Origin of the sequence: Actinomadura citrea (genome assembly GCF_013409045.1) — a bacterium.
GTDB classification, from domain to species: domain Bacteria; phylum Actinomycetota; class Actinomycetes; order Streptosporangiales; family Streptosporangiaceae; genus Spirillospora; species Spirillospora citrea.
In genome coordinates this window covers 2621382-2641934 of record NZ_JACCBT010000001.1, presented here as the reverse complement: position 1 = coordinate 2641934, position 20553 = coordinate 2621382, and the positions used below count along the sequence as shown (strand labels likewise).

The following is a 20553-nucleotide window of genomic DNA, read 5'->3' as shown; positions in this document are numbered from 1 at the left end:
CGGCATTTCGGCTGGGAAAGGCACGATCGGGACATGACTTCTAACGTCGTTGCCGTCTGGCGATACTGGGTCGGCTGGTACGCGGGCGAAAGAGCTTGGCAACTCAGGCGGTGTGTAGTCAGCACGGTACTGCCTGCTCGGACGGCGAAGTTGTTGCGAGCAAGCAACTGAGTGACGCTGGGAGTGACGACATCAGGTGGGCCGTCTGTCGGTGTGGCCTTGTGGAGCTTGGTGAAGAGAGGCCCCGAGACTTCCCGCCAGGTTACGAGAGTCGCAAACGCTGAGTCGGCGGGAGTCGGCCTGTAAGCCGGGTTCTTCACAGCCCCCTACCCTGATCAGGCCCGATGTGGTCGACCACGACGTGACCTGCGTCAGAAGCGATCGCCGCCTCTCATCACTTCTCGACGGTTCCTACCGTCATGTGCCCTCGTTGTGCCCTGATCGAACTGAAGACGCAGGATCTTCGTCTGCTCCCCATAGGACCAGCGGGCGGGTTGCACGAGGAAGGTTGCCGGGAACAGCGGCAAGCGGCCCGGATCATGGCCGGGTCGTCGGTCTGTCAGGGGGTGGCTCACCACTGGATGGGGCAGGTCGGCGGCACAGGCACTGTCACCGCCCAAGCGTCAGCACCTCTGGTTGCTGTGAGTGTTTCACAAACGGCATACACTGTGCGAGCCGATGTGTCTACAATCGGAGTGGCAAGAAGCTAGTAGCACATTCTGCTCATCGAACCGTTCCGTTCTTCACGGAACCCTCACACCGCGAGAGGTATCCATTGGCCGAGGATGATCTCGATCCTGACCTGACTGGTGAAGCTGCTGTCCATATAGTCGGCCAGCATGTTCTGACGAGGCTCAAGTGGATCTATCGCGCGGAGCCGATCCTGGACTACGGAATTGACGCGCAAGTGGAGATCAAGACTGAGGGAAGGCCAACAGGCCGTCTTCTCGCACTTCAAATCAAGGGCGGCCCAAGTTGGTTTCAGGAGCCCACTGAGAGTGGGTGGATATTCCGGCCCAAGCCTCGTAATGTTGAATATTGGCTCGGGCACATCCTTCCAGTATTTGTCGTAATTGTTGATCTAAACTCCAATATTGCATATTGGGAGCAGGTTACTAGTCAAACAATCGAGAGTACTGGCAAAGGCTATAAAATGACAGTGCCGCGCGATCAAGTTCTCAATACTGCAGGCGATCAGTGGCTAAGCATTGTTCAAGACAACACGGTAAAGGCAAGAGAACGTTACACAATAAGTCTAGAGTGCCTGCCACCAGCCGTTGGTGAAATTCTGGAGGAGAGTAAAAACGTAAAGGAGCTAGAAGTCGCGTTGCTTGCCCATGAGCTTTCTCAGGGTCGATCAAATCCTTCTTTCACCGTAAAAACACTTCTTGCTGCAACACCGAGCTGGCTGGAGGGGATTGGTTTTGACGGTTGGCGGGCCGTGGCGACATATGCATCAGAGCATGGCTGTACCGCCGAATCCGTTGCCGCACTTGAACGCGCTGTCGCTTTGAAATCAACGGGGACGGGGCGTGTCCTGGCAGTCGCCGGGCTGCAACTGATATCGGTTGACAGGACAAAGGCAAGAGCGTATCTAGACCGCGCTGCACTAACCTCTGAAGGTGCACTAGTGGCTGGCGTTGGCCATCTTCTATTGGAGGAAGACGAGAGCACAGCAAAACCGATCCCAATCCCGAGCACGCTGGATATTGCATCAAAAGATGCAGATTCCGAGCCAGTGGTTCAGGAGATTCTCGCGCTTAATGCCCGACGCAGCAATAATGAGTCCGAGGCAATTCAACGATACAGTCGTGCACTCGAACTGCGCCCGACCGCGAGTAACTATATGACCTCGTTGGCGGAGTCCTACGCACGGCGAGCCACGACCGCCGAATCAAGGCCCACGGATATTTCACAATCAAAGAAATGGGCCCTTCAGGCACTCCAGCAGCGGAGGAAATGGAGTGGAGACAGCATCGGCGCATTGCAGCTTCTGCTAAGCGCACTCGCCCTCCAAGGAGACTTCGAGCAAGTAGTCAAGCATGGCCGCCCCCTACCCTTCGGCGATGCGACTCTAGAAGAGTCTAAGGATGCAGTAGTCGCAGGCAAGGTTCTCTATGCGGCCCGGATGCTCAACAAGGAAAGCATCGTTTCCGAGGTACTCGAGTCGATTGAGGGACAAGAGGGCGCGGAGCTTCTGAAGCTTGAGTTTGCGGACGAAGATCTTTCCCCGGAAGAGAAGGCTGAACTCTGGAAGATTACACTCAAGCAGGCCCAAGATAAGGAGGACTATGAGCTGACATACTCCGCGGTTCTGATGCTGGCGTTTCAAGGCATAGACACAACCGTAGCGCTTGACGGTCTGGTTGAGCGCGGGATCGTATCATCGACCAAAAAAGCGGTGGCATCGACCCTTATCGATGCTCATGCAGACTTTGACTCCACGCTACCGCAACTACAGTCTTTGGCGGATTCTGACCCTATCGCCGCAGAGTACTTGATCAGCAGGCTTGTTGACAGAGGGCAGCTTGACAAGGCAAATACCGCTTGTGTACGTGCTTATGACCGCCTCCACATCCCGGAACTTCTCGTTAAACGCGTCGAGATTCTTAGGCGCGCCGGCCTGCCTGCGGAAGCGGAAAGCTCCGCTCTTCGTGCGCTAGCCGAGCCAGCGCTAGCGGGATTTCAACGAGCAAAACTATATGTGCTTCTTGCTTCACTGGCGTCCGAAAGAAAAGACTGGGCTCTCGCGGAGCGTTACCTTAGGTCGCGATTGGATTTGCTCGACTCTCCAGATACAGAAACTGTCTGGAACCTAGTTAGAATGCAACTAAATCAGCGGCGAGACGGGCAGGCTGCCGAAACAATTTCGGCATACGGCATGGTTCCGAAAAATGAAGATGAAGCCCGTTGCTGGTTCCGCTCGTTTGTGGCCAAAGAGTGGGACAACGCTACTACCAGTCAGGCACTAACTCTCGCTACTCAGTTTAGTGACGATGTAGAACTTTCGAGTGCCCTACTCCGTCACGTAATTTTTTCAACGAGAAGTGTTGACGAGTCTGGCGATGGTTCGAGTGATCAAGATTCCGACGTTCAGTCGGAAAAATCGGTTGACGCCAGGTCTGTCGTTGACCCGGAACTAAGACGTGCTGCCTTCGCTGCGCTCGCTGAAGCGGCTGAAGAACATGGACCCGATAGCCAGGTGCGCTTCGTTCCATTCTCGCCGGAGGATCTGGCGGCGCAGATGGAAGCCGACGCTTCATCGAGAGATCTGTCCCCGCTTAAGGAGACCCTTGCGAGCATCTCCGATGGTCGATTTCCGCTTGGGATGTTTGCTGCTATCACTGGGCGCTCATATGCATTGATTGTCATTCAGCAGCAGCTCGGCATGTCCATAGCATCTGCTATGGATGACGTTGTACACCAGATTGAGGTTGAAAGTGCTAGAAGGGCTTTCGGGAACTCGGTTGTCACCGAAGCATCTGCATTGCTTCTGTCATCAAAACTTAACGATATTCAGGATATTCGAGGCCGCTTCTCGGAAATCTTGATGGCCGAATCATCAAGGGATGATATCGCAAGAGCGACAGCTGAGGCCCGCGGCCTTACGGCCAGTTCGGGGACGCTCGCATGGAGCGAAGAACTCAATCGTCCAATTTTTCATGAAAGCACCCCGCGAGAACGATCCGAACTTTGGAGAAAAGCAGAAGCTTTGGATGGCTCTGCTCGGAATACTACTCTCGAGCAAGTTGGGGATCTTTCTCTTTTTCAACAATTGGATGAGATGAATTTCAGGCCCTGGTTGGCCCCTATCGAGCTCGCCCATCAGCGGGAGGCTTTCCTTTGGAGTGACGATCTGGCTCTTCGTCACCTTGCTCGGAGTGTTGGAGTTCAGGCATTTGGGACTATCTCTGCCATCGAGGCAATTGTCGAAAGCGAAATATCTATTTCTGCAGAAAGAGGCCTCGATCGACAGATGCAGGAGTGGGCTGATTTGCAAGCCCGTCTTGTTCGTCGTTGCCTCGAAGAATCTGTAGTCGACATTCCCGTCGACCTGGATGACCTTATTGACCAGATACGGAATGAAAAAGGTGCGTCAGGAGGGGCGGCGGCTCTTCAACTTACCCGGGCGGCCTGGTGGCGATGGCGAAATAATCCCCTCGAAGATTTGAGGAGAATTTACGAGGTAGTTTCCTCCTACAACGTTGACCTACTGCGCCCATGGCAAGTATCTGCCATGCGAGGTGTCGCTTCAGCATGGGGAGAGAATCCTGATGCTGCTTCTACCATGCTTACACTGATTGCGATCTTCGGTGTCGGCTCCTCACCTTCCGTGGATGACGCTCATGCGGGGATTCAGCAAGCGATTGCTCTTGCGCAGAATCTCAATCTTCCAAGTCCGGGCGATAAAGTTCCGATCGCTGCCAACATTCTCAGCCGAATGCAGAAGCTAGATGATCCAGATGAATTCATTAGAGCGGTTCTCGCGAAACGGCAATGATGAATCGCTGTCTATCTGGATTCGAACCTGCTAAAGCTGGACGATTCCAGACTTGACTGGGGGTGTGTCGGCGGACGGGGCACCTGCCTGCCCGCAATAGGCCGTCGCGATGCCCAGCGCGGGCTCCTCGCGCAAGTCTAGGACCGGCCGGCGGCACCCAGTCTTAGTGCACAACCTCGTGCGACTGGTCCATCTTCGAGCGGCCTCGCGAGAACTGAAGTTTCGCGCCTGCCGAGTGGCGTCGGCCTGGTCCTGCCACCGGCACCCAAGCAGAAGCGTCAAGGGCCATGCGCCGAGTAGGCGGCGCGTGGGGCCCGGTTTTTGGGCCGCGTTAGAGATGTGGGAGATCTACACAGAGTTCCGGTATTGTATTCCGGGCCTTACATCACGGGACACGCCTAGGTGTATTGCCCAGGCAGATTGACAATCTGCCTGGGCAATACACCTAGGCCATGGGGAACGCGCCGGACCATACGCGCTCGAAGCTCTCCAGGTACGTGCTCGCTGTGTCGCCTTCTTCCGCCCTCCGCAGGTGGAGGACGGGAGCGTGGGACGCGGCGATGCCGTAGGCGTGTGGGTTGATCAGTAGCTCGTCATCGGCGTGGTAGATCGAGTTGTAGAGCACCGTGTTATGTAGCCGGATGTCAACGCCGTCCACGTCCCGTAGGGCCCGGTAGTGGACGAGGGCGTTGCGGATTTTCGCAGCCATGGACTCGCCTACGCCCTCGTCGCTACCTCGCTCAGCGACGCACGATCCGTCCGGGTCGCCGAGCAGGATCCGCACTGAGACGCCCTCATGTGCCCTCTGCGCGAGCATGCGCATGATGCCTGTGTCCTCGGCGAGGAAGAGCCCCGCGTACGCCAGAATGCCGATCTTGTCCTGCGCAGCCCGAAAGAGCTGATGCCAGACCGGACGAGGAACGGCCCATCGATGCGGGTAGGTCGTGAGGATCTCAATCACGGGCGCCTCCACCGGTGTGTTCGTCACGGCGACGTACGGCCATAGATCGGCTTCTTCACGTCCGACCAGCGCGGCAACCCTCGTCCGGTGGCGGGGGTAGGGGACGCGTCCGGCGACCCATCGGTGGACGGTCTTGGGGTCCACACCGAGTCGCGCGGCAACGCCGACTTCGGTCAGGTTCGCGTCGGCAAGGGCACGCCTCAACAAGTCGTTCACCAGACCTCCCGCAGATGCAAGCGACAACGACGCACAAGCGACGCTAACAGAAGACGTCCCTAGACGTCCCTAGATGCCGGTGGAGAGGTCCCACACCGCACGGAAGGCTCAAGACACAGGCGAACACGCCACCCGTATCAATGGAGCATGCAAGTCGAGGAGCCCATCATGTCCACCGAACGGCCCCCTCGGGCCACCTCCGACGCCTACAAGGCCGACGCAGAAGCGGCCGAGAAGGCGCTCGCCGAGTTGCGTCGCGACTTCACCGGTTACCGCATCTGGCGCGCCACCCGGTGGGACGGACGTCTCGGAGACTGGGTGGCGAGCCTGCACGACCCGCGCGTCGGCGTGGACCCGACGGTGATCGCATCGACCCCCGCCGCGTTGCGTGAGGCCCTCGTCCACGAGGGCGAGCGCGCCAAGAACGCGCGCCCAAGGACCCGGTGATGGCATGGGAGCAAGCCCCGCACCTGTCACCGGAGGAGGCCGTGATGGGGAGCACGGCCTCATGGGATGGGGAGGAGGTGGCGCGGTTGGTGCTGCTTCCCCCGAACGCACCGACCGCGCTCCCTCCGCCCTCCTACAGCGGCCCGTGGCGCGCACGCTGGCACCTCACGCGTCTCGCCCTCGTCCTGCGCTGTGACGGCTGGACTACCCAACTCCGCACCGAGACTCCCCGCACGCTCCTGCGCGTCTACTCCAAGGACGCGCCCACCATCGGCGAGAGCATCTCCGTGGCTTGGGGTAACGGCACCTGGTGGTACCTGTCCAGCACCGGCCTATGGCTCACGCCGTGCAAACGGCTCTGCCTCGCCGCGGACAAGCTGAACATCCTGCTCCAACCGTGGGTGGCGGCGGCATTCGATCCCCTGAGAGACGAGCAGCTCTGACATGACCCGCCGCACGGCATGGGGCACCTACGTGCACATCACCCGCGTGCTACGGCACCGCCTCACAGACGGCACCTACGCCCCCGGCGCCCGTCTACCAAGCGAGGCCGCCCTCTGCGCCGAGTTCGGCGTCGTCCGCACCACCGTGCGGCGGGCTCTGTCAGCCCTGCAAGCCGAAGGGCTCATCACCGTCCGCGCTGGCGTGGGCCGATTCGTCGCGGACCCCGACACCCAACCACGCACGAGTACAGAGCACATCGCCGCGAACCTGCGCCACCAGATCGAGACCGGACGCTTCCATGCGGGAGACGCGCTCCCCAGTGAGAAGCAACTCGCCCGACGCCACGGCGTTTCCCGCTCCACTGCCCGCGCAGCCCTCGTCGCCCTTGAAGCCGCCGGCCTCGTCACCTGCGTCCACGGCAAAGGACGCTACGTCGGCCAAGACGTCCCAATATGAGCCGCGCACGCCCGTGGACGTCCGCCAGCCTCGCCGTAGCGTCGAGCCCATGAAGAAACACACCGCAGCCTGGGCCCGCGACCTCGCACGCAAGCACCTGGAAACCCCACTCCCCCGCCGCTGGGCACACACCCAAGGCGTAGCCCGCCAGGCTCGCACGCTCTCCCCTATCCTCGGCAATCAAGCCGATCTCCTAGAAGCCGCCGCCTGGCTCCACGACATCGGTTACGCCCCCGACCTAATGGACACGGGCTTCCACCCTGTAGACGGCGCGCGTTACCTCCGCGACTTCCATCACGCAGAGGACCACTTGTGCCGCCTGGTAGCACACCACTCCTGTGCCATCATCGAGGCGCGGGAACGAGGTCTTTCTGACGTCCTGGTGGGAGAGTTCGGAGCGCATGCGCCGATCTTTGCCGACGCACTGATCTACTGCGACATGACGACAAGTCCAGACGGCATGGCGGTGACCGTCGAACGCCGGTTGTCTGAGATCTTGGAACGGTATGGCAGAGGACATCTCGTCACGAAAGCCATCACCAACGCCTCGCCCCATCTGTTGCGTGCTACGCAGAAGGTCGGAGGAGATCTACTTCTCGCCAAGAGGGCAAAGATGGCCACTACAGGACACAGCACTTACCTCTAGCCTCAACCCCTTGCGAGAATGCGCTGACCGCACTCGCAGTGAAAGCGGTCGTTCCATCACTTACCTTCACAGTCAATTGATAGTTTAAGCTCAGATAGGCGCACCAAATGACAGATAAAACAGTTACGAAAGTTGATCCTCGCGAACACGAACTAATATGCTCGATTATCGCTCTAGCGGACAAGAACAGAGCAACGCTAGGCTTTCTTCCGCCAAGCGTGTTCTTAAGCGCTGCAGCTAACGGAACGCTGCTCGCCGTGAAGCGAGGAAATAGTCTCCTTGCCTATGCCCTCTTCGCTCTTCCACGAAGCGAAGTTCGATTGACTCACCTAGTAGTCGCCGAATCAGCCAAAGGGCGTGGTATCGCCCGTGCCCTAATAGAAGAGATAAGCCGGATTCATTCCGACCGAATTGGGATTCGGGCTAAATGTCGTCGAGATTATGGGCTTGACGACATGTGGCTCCACCTCGGATTTCAGCCGATCAATGAAGTTCCAGGACGAAGCCGAGACAAGAAGCCACTTGTAGTCTGGCATCGGAAGCACTCAGGACACATCGATCTCTTTTCATACAAAGAGGAACCAGTTCTCCGCGCTGCCATCGACTTCAATGTTCTGCGCGATCTTTACGACTTTCCAATACGCAAGGGAGGTCAAGAGTCACATGCGTTGATCGCAGACCACTTGGCTGGTGTGCTTGACCTGGTTGTCACCTCTGCACTTCAGGAGGAGATTAGCACGGTCGAGGATAATCTGCGCAGAAGTCTCTATAGGAGGAAGGCTCACGCTAATCACGAATATGCTCCGCCGGAAGCAAAGAGCGTGGAACGTTGCATGACGGCTCTCACGAGCCACATTCAGCGGAGGCATCCGGATTACCCATGTACCGAACAGGATAGGGCCGATATCAAGCACGTAGCTGCAGCCGCCGCGGCCGGGCTGACAGTGTTTACTACTCGCGACGAAGCACTTATCACTACGTGTTATGAGTCAGCCCTTGAAGAATTCGATCTGAGAATACTAAGGCCAGCAGATGTAGTGATCAGGATCGATGAACTAACTAGATCCGACGCCTATCGCCCGGCAACGCTACAAGGCACCGGATATACAACCGCAACAATCGCCTCTGGCGGCGAGTCGGAGATAGAAAAATTTCGCAACGCCGACGAACGAGAGCGAAGTCAAGACTTTCTTCGAAGATTGAGAGGATTGTCTTCGGCTCGCCATGGCGAATGGGAGCGTATCGTTGTGCGCGATCCCGATGGACTTGCGGTCGCAGTCTTTGCGTGCGGCAGACTTAATGACCGTCTTGAAATACCGCTCTTTCGGGTAGACTCAAAACACCCGCTTGCCGCTACTCTTACGCAGCAGGTACTCACGGAACTGCGGAGAAGGTGCGTGAACTCGGGGACCACGGCGCTGGCCATTACAGATGGACATGCAGGTTCCTACGTGCGCCGCGCTGCACTGTTTGATGGGTTCTTCGAAAGTTCCGGTGGTCTTTGCGCCCTCGCCATCAATGAATGTGGAACCGTCAGTCAAATCCGAGAGATGAGCGAACGCCAGCTTCTAAAGTGGGACATCGCATGGGAGTTTCCACCTAAGCTCAATCTCTCGCCGATTGGAGTGGCAGAGCTCGAATCTGTACTCTGGCCGGCTAAGATCACTAACAGCAGACTCTCTTCCTACATGATTCCTATCCAGCCTCGCTGGTCAATGGACCTATTCGGCGTTCCGGAGACTCTTCCTTACACACGACCCGATGCGTTGGGCATTAGTCGTGAGCATGTTTACTATCGGTCACCTCATGGAATTCACATTAAGGCGCCTTCCCGCATACTCTGGTACATGAGCCAGGGCCAGGGAAGGGAACGCAGAGAGGCCGCGGTCATAGCCTGTTCTCTTTTGGATGAGGTCGTGACTGCACCTCCATCCGATTTGCATGAGAGATACAGACATCTCGGCGTCTTTGAACTTAAACACATACAGAGCGTAGCCAAAGAGGGCAAGGCTCAGGCGATACGGTTTACGCGGACAGAGGTCTTCGAGAAACCCCTGGCAGGGAAGGCTCTCAAAGAATTCCTTAGTAGCCGGCGTTTCAAGCTTCCACTACTCTCGGTGCGTCCGATAGAGTCTGATCTGTTCATCGCCGCTTATCGCAAGGGATGTCATGGAGACTGAAGCCAGGAATCGCCCCTTGTTGCTGTCCCTAAAACCTAGATTCGCAGATGCCATTCTGAATGGCAGCAAGACGGTGGAGTTGAGGCGACAGCGCGTTTCTGCTCAGGCGGGCACGCTTATATATATTTATGCAAGTTCACCTGTCATGGCCCTTGTAGGCACAGTTGATCTACGTGAAGTTGTAGTAGCTAACCCTGCCGACATATGGGAACGCTTTCAGGATCAGGTTGGAGTTACTGAGCGAGAATTCCGCAGTTATTATGAATCTATTGAGACCGCATCCGCCCTACTACTGAAAAACCCACGGATCTGGTCCGAATCAATCAGCCTTGCACAGCTTCGCGATCTAGGTTCTTTTCATCCGCCACAGAGCTATCGATACTTCTCCAAAACAGATGTTAGTTCAATCTTTTCCGCGATGCATGGTCGTCAAAATGATCGGCGGGCTTCTTGTCATGCTTAGCTTTCACCCGTAGATCAGGCCAGCGCAATCGGATACCCGCCTCTTTCGAAGTAGTCCGTGATTCGCACGAACATAGAGCGATCCATGGAGCGGGCTTTGATTGATTTTGCGGGGACCCATTGAACTTCTCGCGATTCTTCGCTGAGTTCTATATTCCCGCCGAGATATGTAGCGGTGAGTACTATTGAGAACTCTTGGCGGACTTCATTGTTGCTTGTGTAGTGAATTACATGTCTTGGATCGCTGTAAATGCCCACAAGGCCGGTGATTACCACGTCTATTCCGGTTTCTTCCTTGGTTTCGCGGGCGCCAGCCTGATTTACGGACTCACCTAGGTCGATTGCGCCACCCGGGAGGGCCCAGTTGTCGTTGTCGGTACGGCGGATCATGAGGATCTCGCCCTTGTCGTTCTCTACGACGACGTTGACGGAGGGGACGAGGCTGTTGGCCTTGGGGGCGTTGGGGTCGTCGTAGTAGTCGATCCTGCGGCCCATGTCAGTCCCCCGGTATGGGTGTGGCGCGTTCCCAGACGCGTTCAAAGCTCTCTATGTAGGTGTTGACCAGGTCTCCGCCGGCTATGCGGCGGAGGTGCCAGACGGGGGCGTGGGGGCCGGTGACGCCGTAGACGTGGGTGTTGACGAGGAGCTGGTCATCGGCGCGGTAGATCGAGTTGTATAGGACCGTGCGGTGAAAGCGGAACTCGACGCCGTCTCGCCTGCGCAGATTCTTGTAGAGGACCAGGGCGTTGCGGATCTTTGCGGCTTGGGCGTCGCCTACGCCCTCGTCGTCGCCTCGTTCGGCTACCTGTGGGCTGTCCGGGTCGCCGAGGAGGATGCGGACGCGGACACCAGCCGCGGCCTTCTCGGCGAACGTGCGTTGAATACCGGAATCTTCGGAGAGGAAGAGGCCGGAGTAGACAAGGACGCCGATCTCTTCCTTCGCTGTGGCGAAGAGACGTCCCCATGCGTCCCTCGGGACGGATGTCCGGTGCGGGTAGATCGTCACTAGCTCGCTGCTGGACGCTGCAGTGACCTGCTCGTTAGAGAGGGCGTCCGGCCACAGGAAAGTCTCGTCTACGCCCAATCGCGAAGCTACTGCGTAGCGATGCCGCCGGTAGGGGGTGCGGTCCTTGGTGATCCACCGTTCTACCGTTTTTGGGTCAACGTCGAGTGACTCGGCGAGCGTGGCGATAGTGAGGCCCTGCTCTAGTAGAGCGGCGCGTAGGCGTTCGTTTGGCATGCACCCGTCCGGATTCCGGGACGTCCTAGGACGCGGTCAAGCCTATGAGGACGTCATGAACACGTCCAGTCATGTAGTGATCTCGTCCCGCAGGTCAGGCGCACTCTCTTTCTCGTAGACACCGACCGCCCGGACCGTCCCCGCCGGATACGGGCCTTACGAGAGGAGTGGTCAAAGATGATCCTCGTTCTGGCAGCGATCCTCGCCGTCTTCCTCGCTGGCTCCACCTGCGGAATCTTCGCGATGCTCGTCATCGGCATCCACGCCGAAGAGCGCCGGACCGCGCGAGGGCTCGCCGAGACGTCCCGCGTCGGTACCGCATCCAGGCGGGTGCTCAGCACCCGCACGTGCGACGACGCGCCGGCCCGCGTACCGGCGGGGCGGTGAGCATGCGGATGCCTCGCGCTATCACCGGTCACACGTGCCCCTGCGGCGCACGCGTCGAGCCCGGGAGCCGCAGGTGCCGCAAGTGCCGCGCTCGCGCCCGGTGGCTCCGGCGTGGGCGCGGCCCGCAGTATCCGGCTCCGTGGCTGTGAGGAGGTACGTCAGTGAACGTCTCTCTGCCCCTGGTGGCGATCCTGGGCGCCGTGGTGTGGGTCGCGTGGCGGTACATGGGACTTCGTGGCTGGCACATCGCGGTGTGTCTGCTGTTCGGGTTCTTCCTCGCCGCGACCAGTGCCGCGCCGGAGATCCGCCGAGTGGTGGCCGTCCTCGTCCGGTCTCTTTCTCAGCACTGACGTCCCCTACCGAAGGGAGGGATGCCTTGGTGCCTGATACACCGCCGCATGTCCAAGTCAACGTTCAAGAGGTGCGAACGCGAAGCCTCGCCGCGCGTGAGATCCTCTCCAGCCTTTCCGACGCGATGCCGTCCATCGAGGATCTGTGGGCGCGGCTCTACGCCGCGCTCGCCGATGTTCCCCAACTCCTCTCCGAGATCTCCCGGCTCTCGTCCCTGCTGGCGAAGGTCCGGCGGGACCGCGCGAATCTGGCGGCTGCGGGGCGAGCCACACTGCGAGCCGACCGCGACGGCGAGCCGGATCCGCTGTACTACCTGCGCGATGAACTACGTGCGCAAGGCCACCTTCCCCCGGAGTCTTGGGGGCGCTCATGAGCCGAGCGCGTCAGATGCGGCGGCATGCGCAGAAGATGCGGCGCAGTGGGTTGCAGCCCATGGTGATCATCGACCGGGCGACCAATTCCCGGACGTGGCCGCCGTCCTCCTTGCGCGAGCCCTGTGGCGGTACCGGTCCGAACTGGGCCCGGTCTACCTGGTGGCTGCGCTCGTAGTAGGGGGCGCGGTCCTGCACGTCGCGCACTCGGAGTGGTGGCCGTGGCTGCTGACCGGTGCTGGCTTGGCTGCGTGGGCTCTCGCCATGTTCGGCGAGAAGTTGGGGCTCGCGCCGCGAATCGAGCGGTTGTATGCCGCTGGCGTCGTGATGGGCGCGGGTGGGTGGCTGTCTGCGGCTACTGCAGTCGGGCCCACGGTCCCGCCGCTTCCTGTGATGCTCGTCGGGGGCGCAGTCGCGCTCGCTGCGCCGTGGTGGGCGCACCGGAGGCGGCGCGCCAGAGTGCGAGTCGATCGGCAGATAGCCGCGTGGCCGGAGATCGCGAAGGACGTCGGGCTCGCCGGATCACGGGCGCAATCCGCGGTGGTGGACGTGTGGGGATGGCGCGCACGGTTCGCCCTGGCACGCGGCCAGACGATCCAGGACGTCATCGCCAAGGTTCCGGCTATCGAGTCGGCGCTTGGGACGTTCCGGGGCGCTGTGCGCGTCGCACCGACGCGCGACGGCAAGGCCAACCGGTTCGAGTTGCGGGTGCTCGACAGAGACCCGCATGCCGATGCGATCCCGTGGCCGGGACCGTCCGTCTCCTCCATTACCGAACCGATCGACCTCGGCCCGTTCGAGGACGCGACCGGCGCGCGAGTTCTGCTGCTGCGACGTCACGGCCTCTTCGGGGGCGTAGCCGGCTCCGGGAAGAGCGGCGGGATCAACGTCCTAATGGGCAACCTCAGCGCCTGCCGGGACGTCGTTATCTGGGCCGTCGATCTCAAGCGCGGGATGGAGCTCCAGCCGTGGGCGTCCTGTATCGATCGGCTCGCCACCACACCGGAGCAAGCCCGCGCCATGCTGCGCGACGCCGTCACCGTCCTGGAGGCTCGCGCCGAATGGCTCACGGCCGACGGGAGGCGCGTGTGGGATCCGACTCCGGAACACCCCGCGCTCGTCATCGTCGTGGACGAGTACGCCGAACTCGCCGATGACGCTCCCGACGCCGCAAGCGACACGGACTCAATCGCGCGGCGGGGGCGCGCCGTCGCCGTAACGCTCATTGCGGCGACCCAGCGGCCCACACAGAAGGCCATGGGCAAGGGCGCCGTCCGGTCACAGATGGACGTCCGCGTGAGCTTCCGCGTCCGTGAGCGCAAGGACGTCGATCTCATTCTCGGGCAGGGGATGCTCAGCGCCGGATGGCACGCCCACACCCTCAACGCCCCCGGCAAGTTCCTCCTGTCCGCGCCCGAACACGACACACCTCGGCGAGGCCGCGCCTACCTACTCACCGATGCCACCGTGGCCGAGACAGCAGAACGCCACGCGTCCAACCGTCCGACGCTGGACGAGGTCTCCCTACGCGCGCTGGACGAGGCGCACATGGCGTCAGCCTCCGAGCCGTCCGTCCTCGTAGCGCCGTCCCGCGAAGACCAGGCCGAGACAGCACTGAGAGAAGCCTTGGACGGTGCGCCAGAGGAGGGCCTCCCGATCGCCCACCTTCTGATGTTCACAGAGCTGAGCCGCCCCACCCTCTACCGGCGCCTCGCCGAACTGGTGAAGGCCGGCCACGCCGTCCAAGTCGGACGAGGCCGCTACAAGGCGACCGATCACACCCGGTAAACGTCTCAACGTCTCGTCTCGCGCACGCGTCTGCACGTATGGGCGGCTGAGACGTCCATGAGACGAGACGAGAGACAAGCACACACCGCAACCGAGGAGATGATCCCCACCCACATCCGCGCACGGCCCCGGGACGAAGCCCGGGTGAGAGGAGGTGGTGTCCCCTGCAGGCGTACACCGTCGAGCAAGTGGCCGAGATCCTCAGCATCGGACGGGACAAGGTCTACTTCCTGATCCGCACCGGCCAACTCCGCAGCATCAAGATCGGCAAGCTGCGCCGCATCACTGACCGACACCTCGCCGAGTTCGTCACCTCCCTGGAAGAGCCCTCCCTCCAAGAGGCCAAGCGCTGACACCCGCACGGGAGGCCCGTCCGGACACCTCGCCCCGCAGAACGGGCCTCCCAACCTAGGGACGTCTTGGGACGTCTTAAGTTATGGTCGGTGGTGACCTCGACCGATACGAGGAGGGATCCGTTGGCAAAGATCCTGGTCGGCAAGTACGAGGGGTCGATCTATGAGGAGGGCGACGGGTACACCGGCGCGCTCTCGCTCGGGTTCGGCCCGGACGGCAAGCGCAAGCGGCTCAAGAGGAAGGGGCGCACCAAGACAGAGGTCAAGGACAAGCTCAAAGAGGCCGTCGAAGAGCTGAGCAAGGGCGTCAAGACGGACCGCAACTACTATGTCCGGGACGCAGTAGAAGAGTTCCTCGCCGCGTTCGCCAAGTCCGGCAAGTCGCCGAAGACCAACGAGGTCTACCGGTCACTCGCCGATCATCAGCTCATCCCGTTCATCGGACGGACGCGGCTCAAGGAACTCACAGCCGACGACGTCGAGACGTGGCTCAACGGCAGAGCCGAACACCTCACCTCGTCCTCGCTCGGCATCGTTCACAGCATTCTCAAGCGCTCGATCCGCAGGGCGGCGCGCCATGACCGCATCGGCCGGAACGTCGCCGAACTGGTGGATACCCCAGACGGCAAGCCCGCCCGCAAGTCGCGCTCGCTCAGCCTGGTGCAAGCGAGCTCACTGCTCGAAGAGGCGAGCAAGCCGAAGCACCGGTTCGGGGCGTACGTCGTCCTGGCGATCGTCTCGGGGCTCCGCACGGAGGAACTCCGCACCCTCAAGTGGAGTGACGTCGATCTCGACAAGGAGACCGTCTACGTCCTGCGAGCCGACCGCCACAAGGGCGAGACCAAGACGGCGCTCAGCCGACGCGGGCTCGGCATCGCAGACATGGGCGTGGAAGCGCTCCGGAGCCACAAGACGAGGCAGGCGGCCGAGAAGCTCAAGGCCGGCGAGGCGTACCAGGACAACGATCTCGTGTTCTGCCACGAGGACGGACGCCCCTACACGGCGCAACACGTCCGGCACCGGTTCCGCAGGGTGCTCACAGCGGCGGGGCTCAACCCCACCGAGTGGTGCCCCCGCGAACTACGGCACACCTTCGTGTCCCTCATGAGCGACCACGACGTCCCCATCGAGAAGATCAGCATCCTCGTCGGGCACTCCAGCACGAAGATCACCGAAACCGTCTACCGCCACCAGCTCAAGCCCGAGATCCGCGACGGCGCTGAGCACATGAACGACATCTTCACCCGCAAGACCAAGTCAGCGTAGGGGCGAGCGTGCTCCCGACCTGGCTCCCCAAGACACCGGACGCAAAGGCGCCCCTCCCCCACCTGGATCGACACAGAATCCAGGCTTGGGCCTCACTTAGGGAACCCCTGAGTCAGCCTTATTCGCGCCCCGTCCGGGGCCGGCTGGGGTGATCTCGCTGAGGGGGGTTTACCTGCGGGAACGGGCGGTGGGCGTCGGAGGAGCCGTTCGGTGTGGGGGTGTCGTCGGCTCGGCTTGGCTCTTTCTTGCCGTGGAGAGCCAAAAGGGACATGTGTTCGCTTTTGGGGCGGGTCGACGCGGAATGTTGCTGGGGCGTGCCGGGAGCGGGGGCGCGGATCGTCGTCTTGGGCTCGTCGGTGTTGTTGTCCGGTGCCATTCGGGACGACGGTGAGGGGTGACGTTCTCGGTGTCACATAGAAGAGTCTTCGCAACTCTCTGCTCATGTTACATGACTATGGGTAACATGATGCTGTAAGTCCGCCGCCTCACTCGGGAGGTACAGATGCATGTAGGCAGGAAGCTCGGCGTGGTTCTGGTCGCCACGACGCTGGCCGGTGGCGCGCTGAGCGCCGGGGCGGTCGCCGGGGCCGCGCCGCCGCCGCGCCCGGAAGGGTCGGCCGCGGTTCAGGCCAACCCTCCGCTGGAGGAGGAAGGGCACGGGCCGGGCGCCATCGAGGTCGGGCCGGAGGGCGCCGCCTTGGCGATGAACCGGCTTCTCGTCCGCGACGAGCAGCGCGTTCGGCTGTGCGACGGGGTCGTTCTCCCTGCGGACGGGCTCAACGTCCGCACGGGGCCGGGCCTCGGCTACACGAGGGTCGGGGTCCTGGCGAAGGACTCCAGAGTCCGGACGGACTGGGACAGCGTCCAGCGCAGGGACGGCTACCTGTGGGTCCGGCTGAACGCGACCCACTGGATCGCCGACTACAAGCTCGGCGCTGACACCGGTGCGGTCGTCGGGAAGTGGTACGTCAAATACTCCAACTGCTGATCGTGCTCCCACCGGGTCGGCGTCCACCGGGCGCCGGCCCGGTCCGATCACGCTGGTAGCGTCCCCGCATGGAGGAAGTGCCGTACACCGGTGGTGAGAAGGAAAGTCTGAAGGCCGCCCTCGATCGACATCGGGACGTGGTCCTGTGGAAGCTGAACGGCCTGGACGAGGAGCAGGCGCGTCGCCCCATGACGCCGTCCGGGACGAGCCTGCTCGGCCTCACCAAGCACCTGGCCGCCGTCGAGTACGACTGGTTCGGCGAGACGTTCGGGCGGGAGACCGAGCCGCTCCCGTTCAGGGACGACGACCCGGAGGCCGACCTCAGGATCGAGCCCGGAGAGACCATCGAGGGCATCGTCGCGTTCTACGGGCGGGCGCGTGCCGCGGCCGACAAGGTCATCGGAGAACTGGCCCTTGAGGACCGGGGCACCGCCTGGCACGGCGCGGCGGTGACCCTGCGGTGGGTCCTGATCCACATGGTCGAGGAGACGGCGCGGCATGCCGGGCACATGGACATCATCCGCGAGCTCCTCGACGGCGCGACCGGGGACCACGTCCGCGAAGCCGGCTAGCTCGCGGACGCGACGGGGAGCGGCCGAAGAATCGCCTCGGCGTTCATGCCCTCCTGGAGGGACGGCGTCGTCCGCAACCGGGGCGAGGCCCGTCACCCGGAGCTTGTACGAGGTGGGCGCCGTGGGGACGTTGTCCCCCGCGACGAAGCCCGCGACGGCGATGAGGACGGCGACCACGAGGCCGACGACGCCGATGAGGGCGGCGGCGACGTAGTGGGGGCGGAGGCGTCTCATGGGGTCACGTCAGGGGTGCCCCGCGCCGCCGCCAGCTACGGCGGGCGCTAGGTGCGGGAGTGGCGGCGGCGGACGAGGCGGCGGGAGCGGCGGGCCGGGGGCAGCCACCTCGTGCGGAACCACATCTGCACCTGGGCTCCGCCGAGGACGCTGCGGTGGATGCGCAGGTAGCCGCCGGTCGACTCGGCGGCGCGGCGGGCGATGTCCAGGCCGAGGCCGGTGGAGCCGCCGCCGCTGCTGCCGCGTTTCAGGGCCGCGTCCGGGTCGGCGATGCCGGGGCCGCCGTCGGCGACGAGGATGCCGGTGACGCCCTGCCCCTGGTGGAGGGTGACGACGAAGCCGGTGCCCTCGGCCGTGTGCCGGAAGATGTTGCCGAGCAGCGCGTCCACGGCGGCGGCGAGCTCGGTGCCGGGGATCGGCAGCGGCGCCGGGCCCTCGGCGCCGATCAGCTCGCAGGAGCGTCCCTCGTCCTCGGCGAGGACGGACCAGAACGCGACCCGGTCGCGCAGCACCTTGGAGGCGTCGCAGCTGCCCCGGCCGGTGGGCCGCCGGACGGTCCGGATGATCTGGTCGACCTCGCGTTCGATCCGGTCGACGGCCTCACGGGTCTGCTCGGCGACGTGCCCGTCCCCGAGCGCCTCGACGTTGAGGCGGAGCGCGGCCAGGGGGGTGCGGAGCCGGTGCGACAGGTCGGCCGCCATCTCCCGCTCGGCCGACAGCAGCTGGACGACGTGGTCGGCCATCGCGTTGAACGCCAGGCCCGCCTCGACCAGCTCGGGCGGCCCGTCCGGCTCGATCCGCACCGACAGCTCCCCGTCGCCGAACGCGCCGGCGGCCTCGGCGAGGCGGCGGGTGGAGCGGATCATGCGCGCGCCCAGCCGGTCGGCGACGGCGACGGATCCGGCGACGAGCGCGGCGGCGACCGTGGTCATGACGAGCCACGCCTTCCACACCCCGCGCGACAGGTCATCGTCGGGCAGGAAGACCTCCACGACGGCGGTGCGGCCCGCGTCCAGCGACACGGGCTGGAGCAGCGCGAACCCGCCGTCCACGCGGGCGGTGTAGGAGCGGCCGCGCCGCCCGGCCTCGGTGAGCTGCTCGGGACGGGCGCCCTCGTCCTCGCGGGGGTTCTTCGGGACGAGGCCGCCGTCCGGCATGTGCACGGTCATCCGCCCGGCGGCGCCCGCCTGGGTGCTGGCGACGGCGCGTTCGAGGGCGGCGGGGTCCTCGGTGACGACGAGGACGGGGCCGAGCGCGCTGGCCTGCCGCTCGGCGGTGGTCAGGGCGCGGTCGCGGGCGATCTCCCGGACGGTGAGGGCGAGCGGGATCAGGAACGCCAGCGCGACCATCGAGGTGACCGCCAGCGATACCAGGACGAGCGTCCGCCTCATGCGCGCGGGTCGGCCAGGCGTACTCCGACGCCGCGGACCGTGTGCAGGTAGCGGGGGGCGGCGGCGGTCTCGCCGAGCTTGCGGCGCAGCCAGGACAGATGGACGTCGATGGTCTGGTCGTCGCCGTAGGCCTGCCGCCACACCTCGGCGAGCAGCTCGCGCCGCGCGACGACCCGTCCGGGACGGGCCGCGAGGTAGGCGAGCAGGTCGAACTCGCGGCGGGTCAGCTCCAGCGGCTCGCCGTCCAGCCGCGCCTCCCGGCGGTCGAGGTCGATGTGCAGGCCGCCCACGCTGAGCTCGGCGGTCGGCCCGGACCGCGCCGACCTGCGCAGCACCGCGGCGAGCCGGGCGCTGAGGTGCTCGATGGAGAACGGCTTGATGAGGTAGTCGTCGGCGCCGGCGTTCAGTAACCGGACGATCTCGGGCTCGTCGTCGCGTGCGGTAGCGATGATGACGGGCACGTCGGAGATGCCGCGCAGCATCTTCAGGACCTCGGCACCGTCCAGGTCGGGCAGGCCGAGGTCGAGCACGACGACGTCGGGCGGGGACTGCGTGACCTCGCGCAACGCGTCCATCGCGGTCCCGACGCTGCGCACGACGTGCGACCGGACGCTCAGCTCCCTGATCAAGGCGGTCCGGACGTTCGCGTCGTCCTCGACCACCAACACACTCGCCATGGCGGAACCGTATGCCACCATGTGCCCATGCGTCGCGCAATGTCGTATGTTGCCCCCTGGGCCGGGGTGACCGCGCTCGCGGTGGCGCTCTCCTGGCTCGGCGTGCGCGGCGTCGTGCGCAGCGCGGTGTCGGACCGGTCGGCGCCGCCGCCGATCGCCGGACCGGTGATCCACTCCAGCCCGTCCCAGCCCCCGGGGCCGACCACCATCGGGTCGCCCCCCGCGCGGTCGAGCCCGCCGACCGGTCAGGACAAGGGCCCCGAGCCGTCCAGGCCGCCGAAGGCGCCGCCCGCCAAGCCCGGCGGCGGCTCGTCCGCCGGGCCGACCGACCACGTGCGCAGCTACGCGACGCGCGGCGGGAGCGCCGCGATGTCGATCGAGAAGGACCGGGTGCGGCTGGTGTCGGCCACGCCGAACCCCGGCTACGAGACGCGCGTGACGCAGGCCGAGGGCTGGCTGCGGGTCGACTTCCTCTCCGACGAGCACACCTCGTCGGTCATCGCGTCCTGGTACGAGCATGCCCCGACGGTCAAGGTCTACGAGTACTGAGCGACAAACCACCGGATTGTCGACTGTTTCGCGGTGCGACGGTTTCGGCGGCGAATCCAGCGGGAAACAGTGG

At 63.1% G+C, this 20553-nt stretch carries 22 protein-coding genes; 16 read left to right on the top strand and 6 right to left on the bottom strand.

Going from position 1 to position 20553, the window contains the following annotated elements; all coding sequences use genetic code 11:
• Positions 1-775: 775 nt before the first annotated feature.
• On the top strand, positions 776-4501 hold the full coding sequence (locus BJ999_RS12465) for a DUF4365 domain-containing protein (protein ID WP_179833445.1): 3726 nt from the start codon (positions 776-778) through the stop codon (positions 4499-4501).
• Positions 4502-4946: 445 nt separating this feature from the next.
• Here BJ999_RS12465 and BJ999_RS12460 read toward each other — a convergent pair whose 3' ends face one another.
• The gene (locus BJ999_RS12460) at positions 4947-5678 is read right to left on the bottom strand and encodes a DUF5919 domain-containing protein (RefSeq protein ID WP_229809862.1); all 732 of its coding nucleotides are present in this window, start codon (positions 5676-5678) and stop codon (positions 4947-4949) included.
• Between the two features lie 168 nt (positions 5679-5846).
• Here BJ999_RS12460 and BJ999_RS12455 point away from each other — a divergent pair, with 168 nt between their 5' ends.
• The 6 genes from BJ999_RS12455 to BJ999_RS12430 all read left to right on the top strand — a co-directional run bounded on the left by BJ999_RS12455 (position 5847) and on the right by BJ999_RS12430 (position 10314).
• A complete protein-coding gene (locus tag BJ999_RS12455) occupies positions 5847-6125 on the top strand; it encodes a hypothetical protein (RefSeq protein ID WP_179833444.1) in 279 nt (92 codons plus the stop codon).
• A complete protein-coding gene (locus BJ999_RS12450) occupies positions 6125-6568 on the top strand; it encodes a hypothetical protein (protein WP_179833443.1) in 444 nt (147 codons plus the stop codon). The genes BJ999_RS12455 and BJ999_RS12450 overlap by 1 nt, the downstream gene beginning before the upstream one ends.
• A 1-nt stretch (position 6569) precedes the next feature.
• Positions 6570-7025: a GntR family transcriptional regulator gene (locus BJ999_RS12445; protein ID WP_179833442.1), complete on the top strand. Its 456-nt coding sequence runs from the start codon at positions 6570-6572 to the stop codon at positions 7023-7025.
• 49 nt (positions 7026-7074) lie between these two features.
• Positions 7075-7671, top strand: coding sequence for an HD domain-containing protein (locus BJ999_RS12440; protein ID WP_179833441.1), 597 nt, complete (start codon positions 7075-7077; stop codon positions 7669-7671).
• Between the two features lie 107 nt (positions 7672-7778).
• A complete protein-coding gene (locus BJ999_RS12435; protein ID WP_179833440.1) occupies positions 7779-9851 on the top strand; it encodes a GNAT family N-acetyltransferase in 2073 nt (690 codons plus the stop codon).
• A complete protein-coding gene (locus BJ999_RS12430) occupies positions 9841-10314 on the top strand; it encodes an ASCH domain-containing protein (RefSeq protein ID WP_179833439.1) in 474 nt (157 codons plus the stop codon). Before BJ999_RS12435 ends, BJ999_RS12430 begins: the two co-directional genes overlap by 11 nt.
• Positions 10315-10328: 14 nt before the next feature.
• On the opposite strand, the gene BJ999_RS12425 is transcribed toward BJ999_RS12430, so the two are convergent.
• Positions 10329-10808 carry an NUDIX hydrolase gene (locus BJ999_RS12425; RefSeq protein WP_179833438.1) on the bottom strand — a complete coding sequence of 160 codons (480 nt, stop codon included), beginning with the start codon at positions 10806-10808 and terminating at the stop codon, positions 10329-10331.
• Between the two features lies 1 nt (position 10809).
• Positions 10810-11553: a helix-turn-helix domain-containing protein gene (locus tag BJ999_RS12420; protein ID WP_179833437.1), complete on the bottom strand. Its 744-nt coding sequence runs from the start codon at positions 11551-11553 to the stop codon at positions 10810-10812.
• A gap of 177 nt (positions 11554-11730) precedes the next feature.
• On the opposite strand from BJ999_RS12420, the gene BJ999_RS12415 reads away from it, so the two are divergent.
• The 3 genes from BJ999_RS12415 to BJ999_RS12405 all read left to right on the top strand — a co-directional run bounded on the left by BJ999_RS12415 (position 11731) and on the right by BJ999_RS12405 (position 12664).
• The gene (locus tag BJ999_RS12415; RefSeq protein WP_179833436.1) at positions 11731-11940 is read left to right on the top strand and encodes a hypothetical protein; all 210 of its coding nucleotides are present in this window, start codon (positions 11731-11733) and stop codon (positions 11938-11940) included.
• A 161-nt stretch (positions 11941-12101) separates the two neighbouring features.
• Entirely contained in the window at positions 12102-12290 is a 189-nt protein-coding gene (locus BJ999_RS12410) for a hypothetical protein (protein ID WP_179833435.1), read from the top strand.
• A 71-nt stretch (positions 12291-12361) separates the two neighbouring features.
• Positions 12362-12664 carry a hypothetical protein gene (locus BJ999_RS12405; RefSeq protein WP_179833434.1) on the top strand — a complete coding sequence of 101 codons (303 nt, stop codon included), beginning with the start codon at positions 12362-12364 and terminating at the stop codon, positions 12662-12664.
• 10 nt (positions 12665-12674) lie between these two features.
• On the opposite strand, the gene BJ999_RS12400 is transcribed toward BJ999_RS12405, so the two are convergent.
• Positions 12675-12869, bottom strand: coding sequence for a hypothetical protein (locus BJ999_RS12400; RefSeq protein WP_179833433.1), 195 nt, complete (start codon positions 12867-12869; stop codon positions 12675-12677).
• A 57-nt stretch (positions 12870-12926) separates the two neighbouring features.
• On the opposite strand from BJ999_RS12400, the gene BJ999_RS12395 reads away from it, so the two are divergent.
• The 5 genes from BJ999_RS12395 (at position 12927) to BJ999_RS12375 (ending at position 17629) form a co-directional block, all read left to right on the top strand.
• On the top strand, positions 12927-14450 hold the full coding sequence (locus BJ999_RS12395) for an FtsK/SpoIIIE domain-containing protein (RefSeq protein WP_179833432.1): 1524 nt from the start codon (positions 12927-12929) through the stop codon (positions 14448-14450).
• Between the two features lie 164 nt (positions 14451-14614).
• Positions 14615-14803 (top strand): helix-turn-helix domain-containing protein, encoded by a 189-nt coding sequence (locus BJ999_RS12390; RefSeq protein WP_179838496.1) that lies wholly within the window; start codon positions 14615-14617, stop codon positions 14801-14803.
• A 123-nt stretch (positions 14804-14926) separates the two neighbouring features.
• Positions 14927-16069 carry a tyrosine-type recombinase/integrase gene (locus BJ999_RS12385; RefSeq protein WP_179833431.1) on the top strand — a complete coding sequence of 381 codons (1143 nt, stop codon included), beginning with the start codon at positions 14927-14929 and terminating at the stop codon, positions 16067-16069.
• Between the two features lie 502 nt (positions 16070-16571).
• Positions 16572-17057, top strand: coding sequence for an SH3 domain-containing protein (locus tag BJ999_RS12380; RefSeq protein ID WP_179833430.1), 486 nt, complete (start codon positions 16572-16574; stop codon positions 17055-17057).
• A 68-nt stretch (positions 17058-17125) separates the two neighbouring features.
• A complete protein-coding gene (locus BJ999_RS12375) occupies positions 17126-17629 on the top strand; it encodes a DinB family protein (protein WP_179833429.1) in 504 nt (167 codons plus the stop codon).
• Between the two features lie 281 nt (positions 17630-17910).
• Here the strand turns inward: BJ999_RS12375 and BJ999_RS12370 are convergent, their stop codons facing one another.
• Together BJ999_RS12370 and BJ999_RS12365 are read right to left on the bottom strand one after the other, a co-directional pair.
• The gene (locus tag BJ999_RS12370) at positions 17911-19254 is read right to left on the bottom strand and encodes a sensor histidine kinase (protein WP_179833428.1); all 1344 of its coding nucleotides are present in this window, start codon (positions 19252-19254) and stop codon (positions 17911-17913) included.
• Positions 19251-19931 carry a response regulator transcription factor gene (locus tag BJ999_RS12365; RefSeq protein ID WP_179833427.1) on the bottom strand — a complete coding sequence of 227 codons (681 nt, stop codon included), beginning with the start codon at positions 19929-19931 and terminating at the stop codon, positions 19251-19253. The genes BJ999_RS12370 and BJ999_RS12365 overlap by 4 nt, the downstream gene beginning before the upstream one ends.
• 39 nt (positions 19932-19970) lie before the next feature.
• Here BJ999_RS12365 and BJ999_RS12360 point away from each other — a divergent pair, with 39 nt between their 5' ends.
• The gene (locus BJ999_RS12360; RefSeq protein WP_179833426.1) at positions 19971-20480 is read left to right on the top strand and encodes a hypothetical protein; all 510 of its coding nucleotides are present in this window, start codon (positions 19971-19973) and stop codon (positions 20478-20480) included.
• Positions 20481-20553: the final 73 nt, after the last annotated feature.

Coding starts and splice junctions, on each gene's coding strand:
- BJ999_RS12445 (WP_179833442.1), top strand. CDS start 6,570: ATGACCCGCCGCACGGCATGGGGCACCTACGTGCACATCACCCGCGTG.
- BJ999_RS12370 (WP_179833428.1), bottom strand. CDS start 19,254: ATGAGGCGGACGCTCGTCCTGGTATCGCTGGCGGTCACCTCGATGGTC.
- BJ999_RS12360 (WP_179833426.1), top strand. CDS start 19,971: ATGTCGTATGTTGCCCCCTGGGCCGGGGTGACCGCGCTCGCGGTGGCG.
- BJ999_RS12440 (WP_179833441.1), top strand. CDS start 7,075: ATGAAGAAACACACCGCAGCCTGGGCCCGCGACCTCGCACGCAAGCAC.
- BJ999_RS12425 (WP_179833438.1), bottom strand. CDS start 10,808: ATGGGCCGCAGGATCGACTACTACGACGACCCCAACGCCCCCAAGGCC.
- BJ999_RS12455 (WP_179833444.1), top strand. CDS start 5,847: ATGTCCACCGAACGGCCCCCTCGGGCCACCTCCGACGCCTACAAGGCC.
- BJ999_RS12420 (WP_179833437.1), bottom strand. CDS start 11,553: ATGCCAAACGAACGCCTACGCGCCGCTCTACTAGAGCAGGGCCTCACT.
- BJ999_RS12430 (WP_179833439.1), top strand. CDS start 9,841: ATGGAGACTGAAGCCAGGAATCGCCCCTTGTTGCTGTCCCTAAAACCT.
- BJ999_RS12375 (WP_179833429.1), top strand. CDS start 17,126: ATGGAGGAAGTGCCGTACACCGGTGGTGAGAAGGAAAGTCTGAAGGCC.
- BJ999_RS12365 (WP_179833427.1), bottom strand. CDS start 19,931: ATGGCGAGTGTGTTGGTGGTCGAGGACGACGCGAACGTCCGGACCGCC.
- BJ999_RS12395 (WP_179833432.1), top strand. CDS start 12,927: ATGTTCGGCGAGAAGTTGGGGCTCGCGCCGCGAATCGAGCGGTTGTAT.
- BJ999_RS12435 (WP_179833440.1), top strand. CDS start 7,779: ATGACAGATAAAACAGTTACGAAAGTTGATCCTCGCGAACACGAACTA.
- BJ999_RS12380 (WP_179833430.1), top strand. CDS start 16,572: ATGCATGTAGGCAGGAAGCTCGGCGTGGTTCTGGTCGCCACGACGCTG.
- BJ999_RS12415 (WP_179833436.1), top strand. CDS start 11,731: ATGATCCTCGTTCTGGCAGCGATCCTCGCCGTCTTCCTCGCTGGCTCC.
- BJ999_RS12450 (WP_179833443.1), top strand. CDS start 6,125: ATGGCATGGGAGCAAGCCCCGCACCTGTCACCGGAGGAGGCCGTGATG.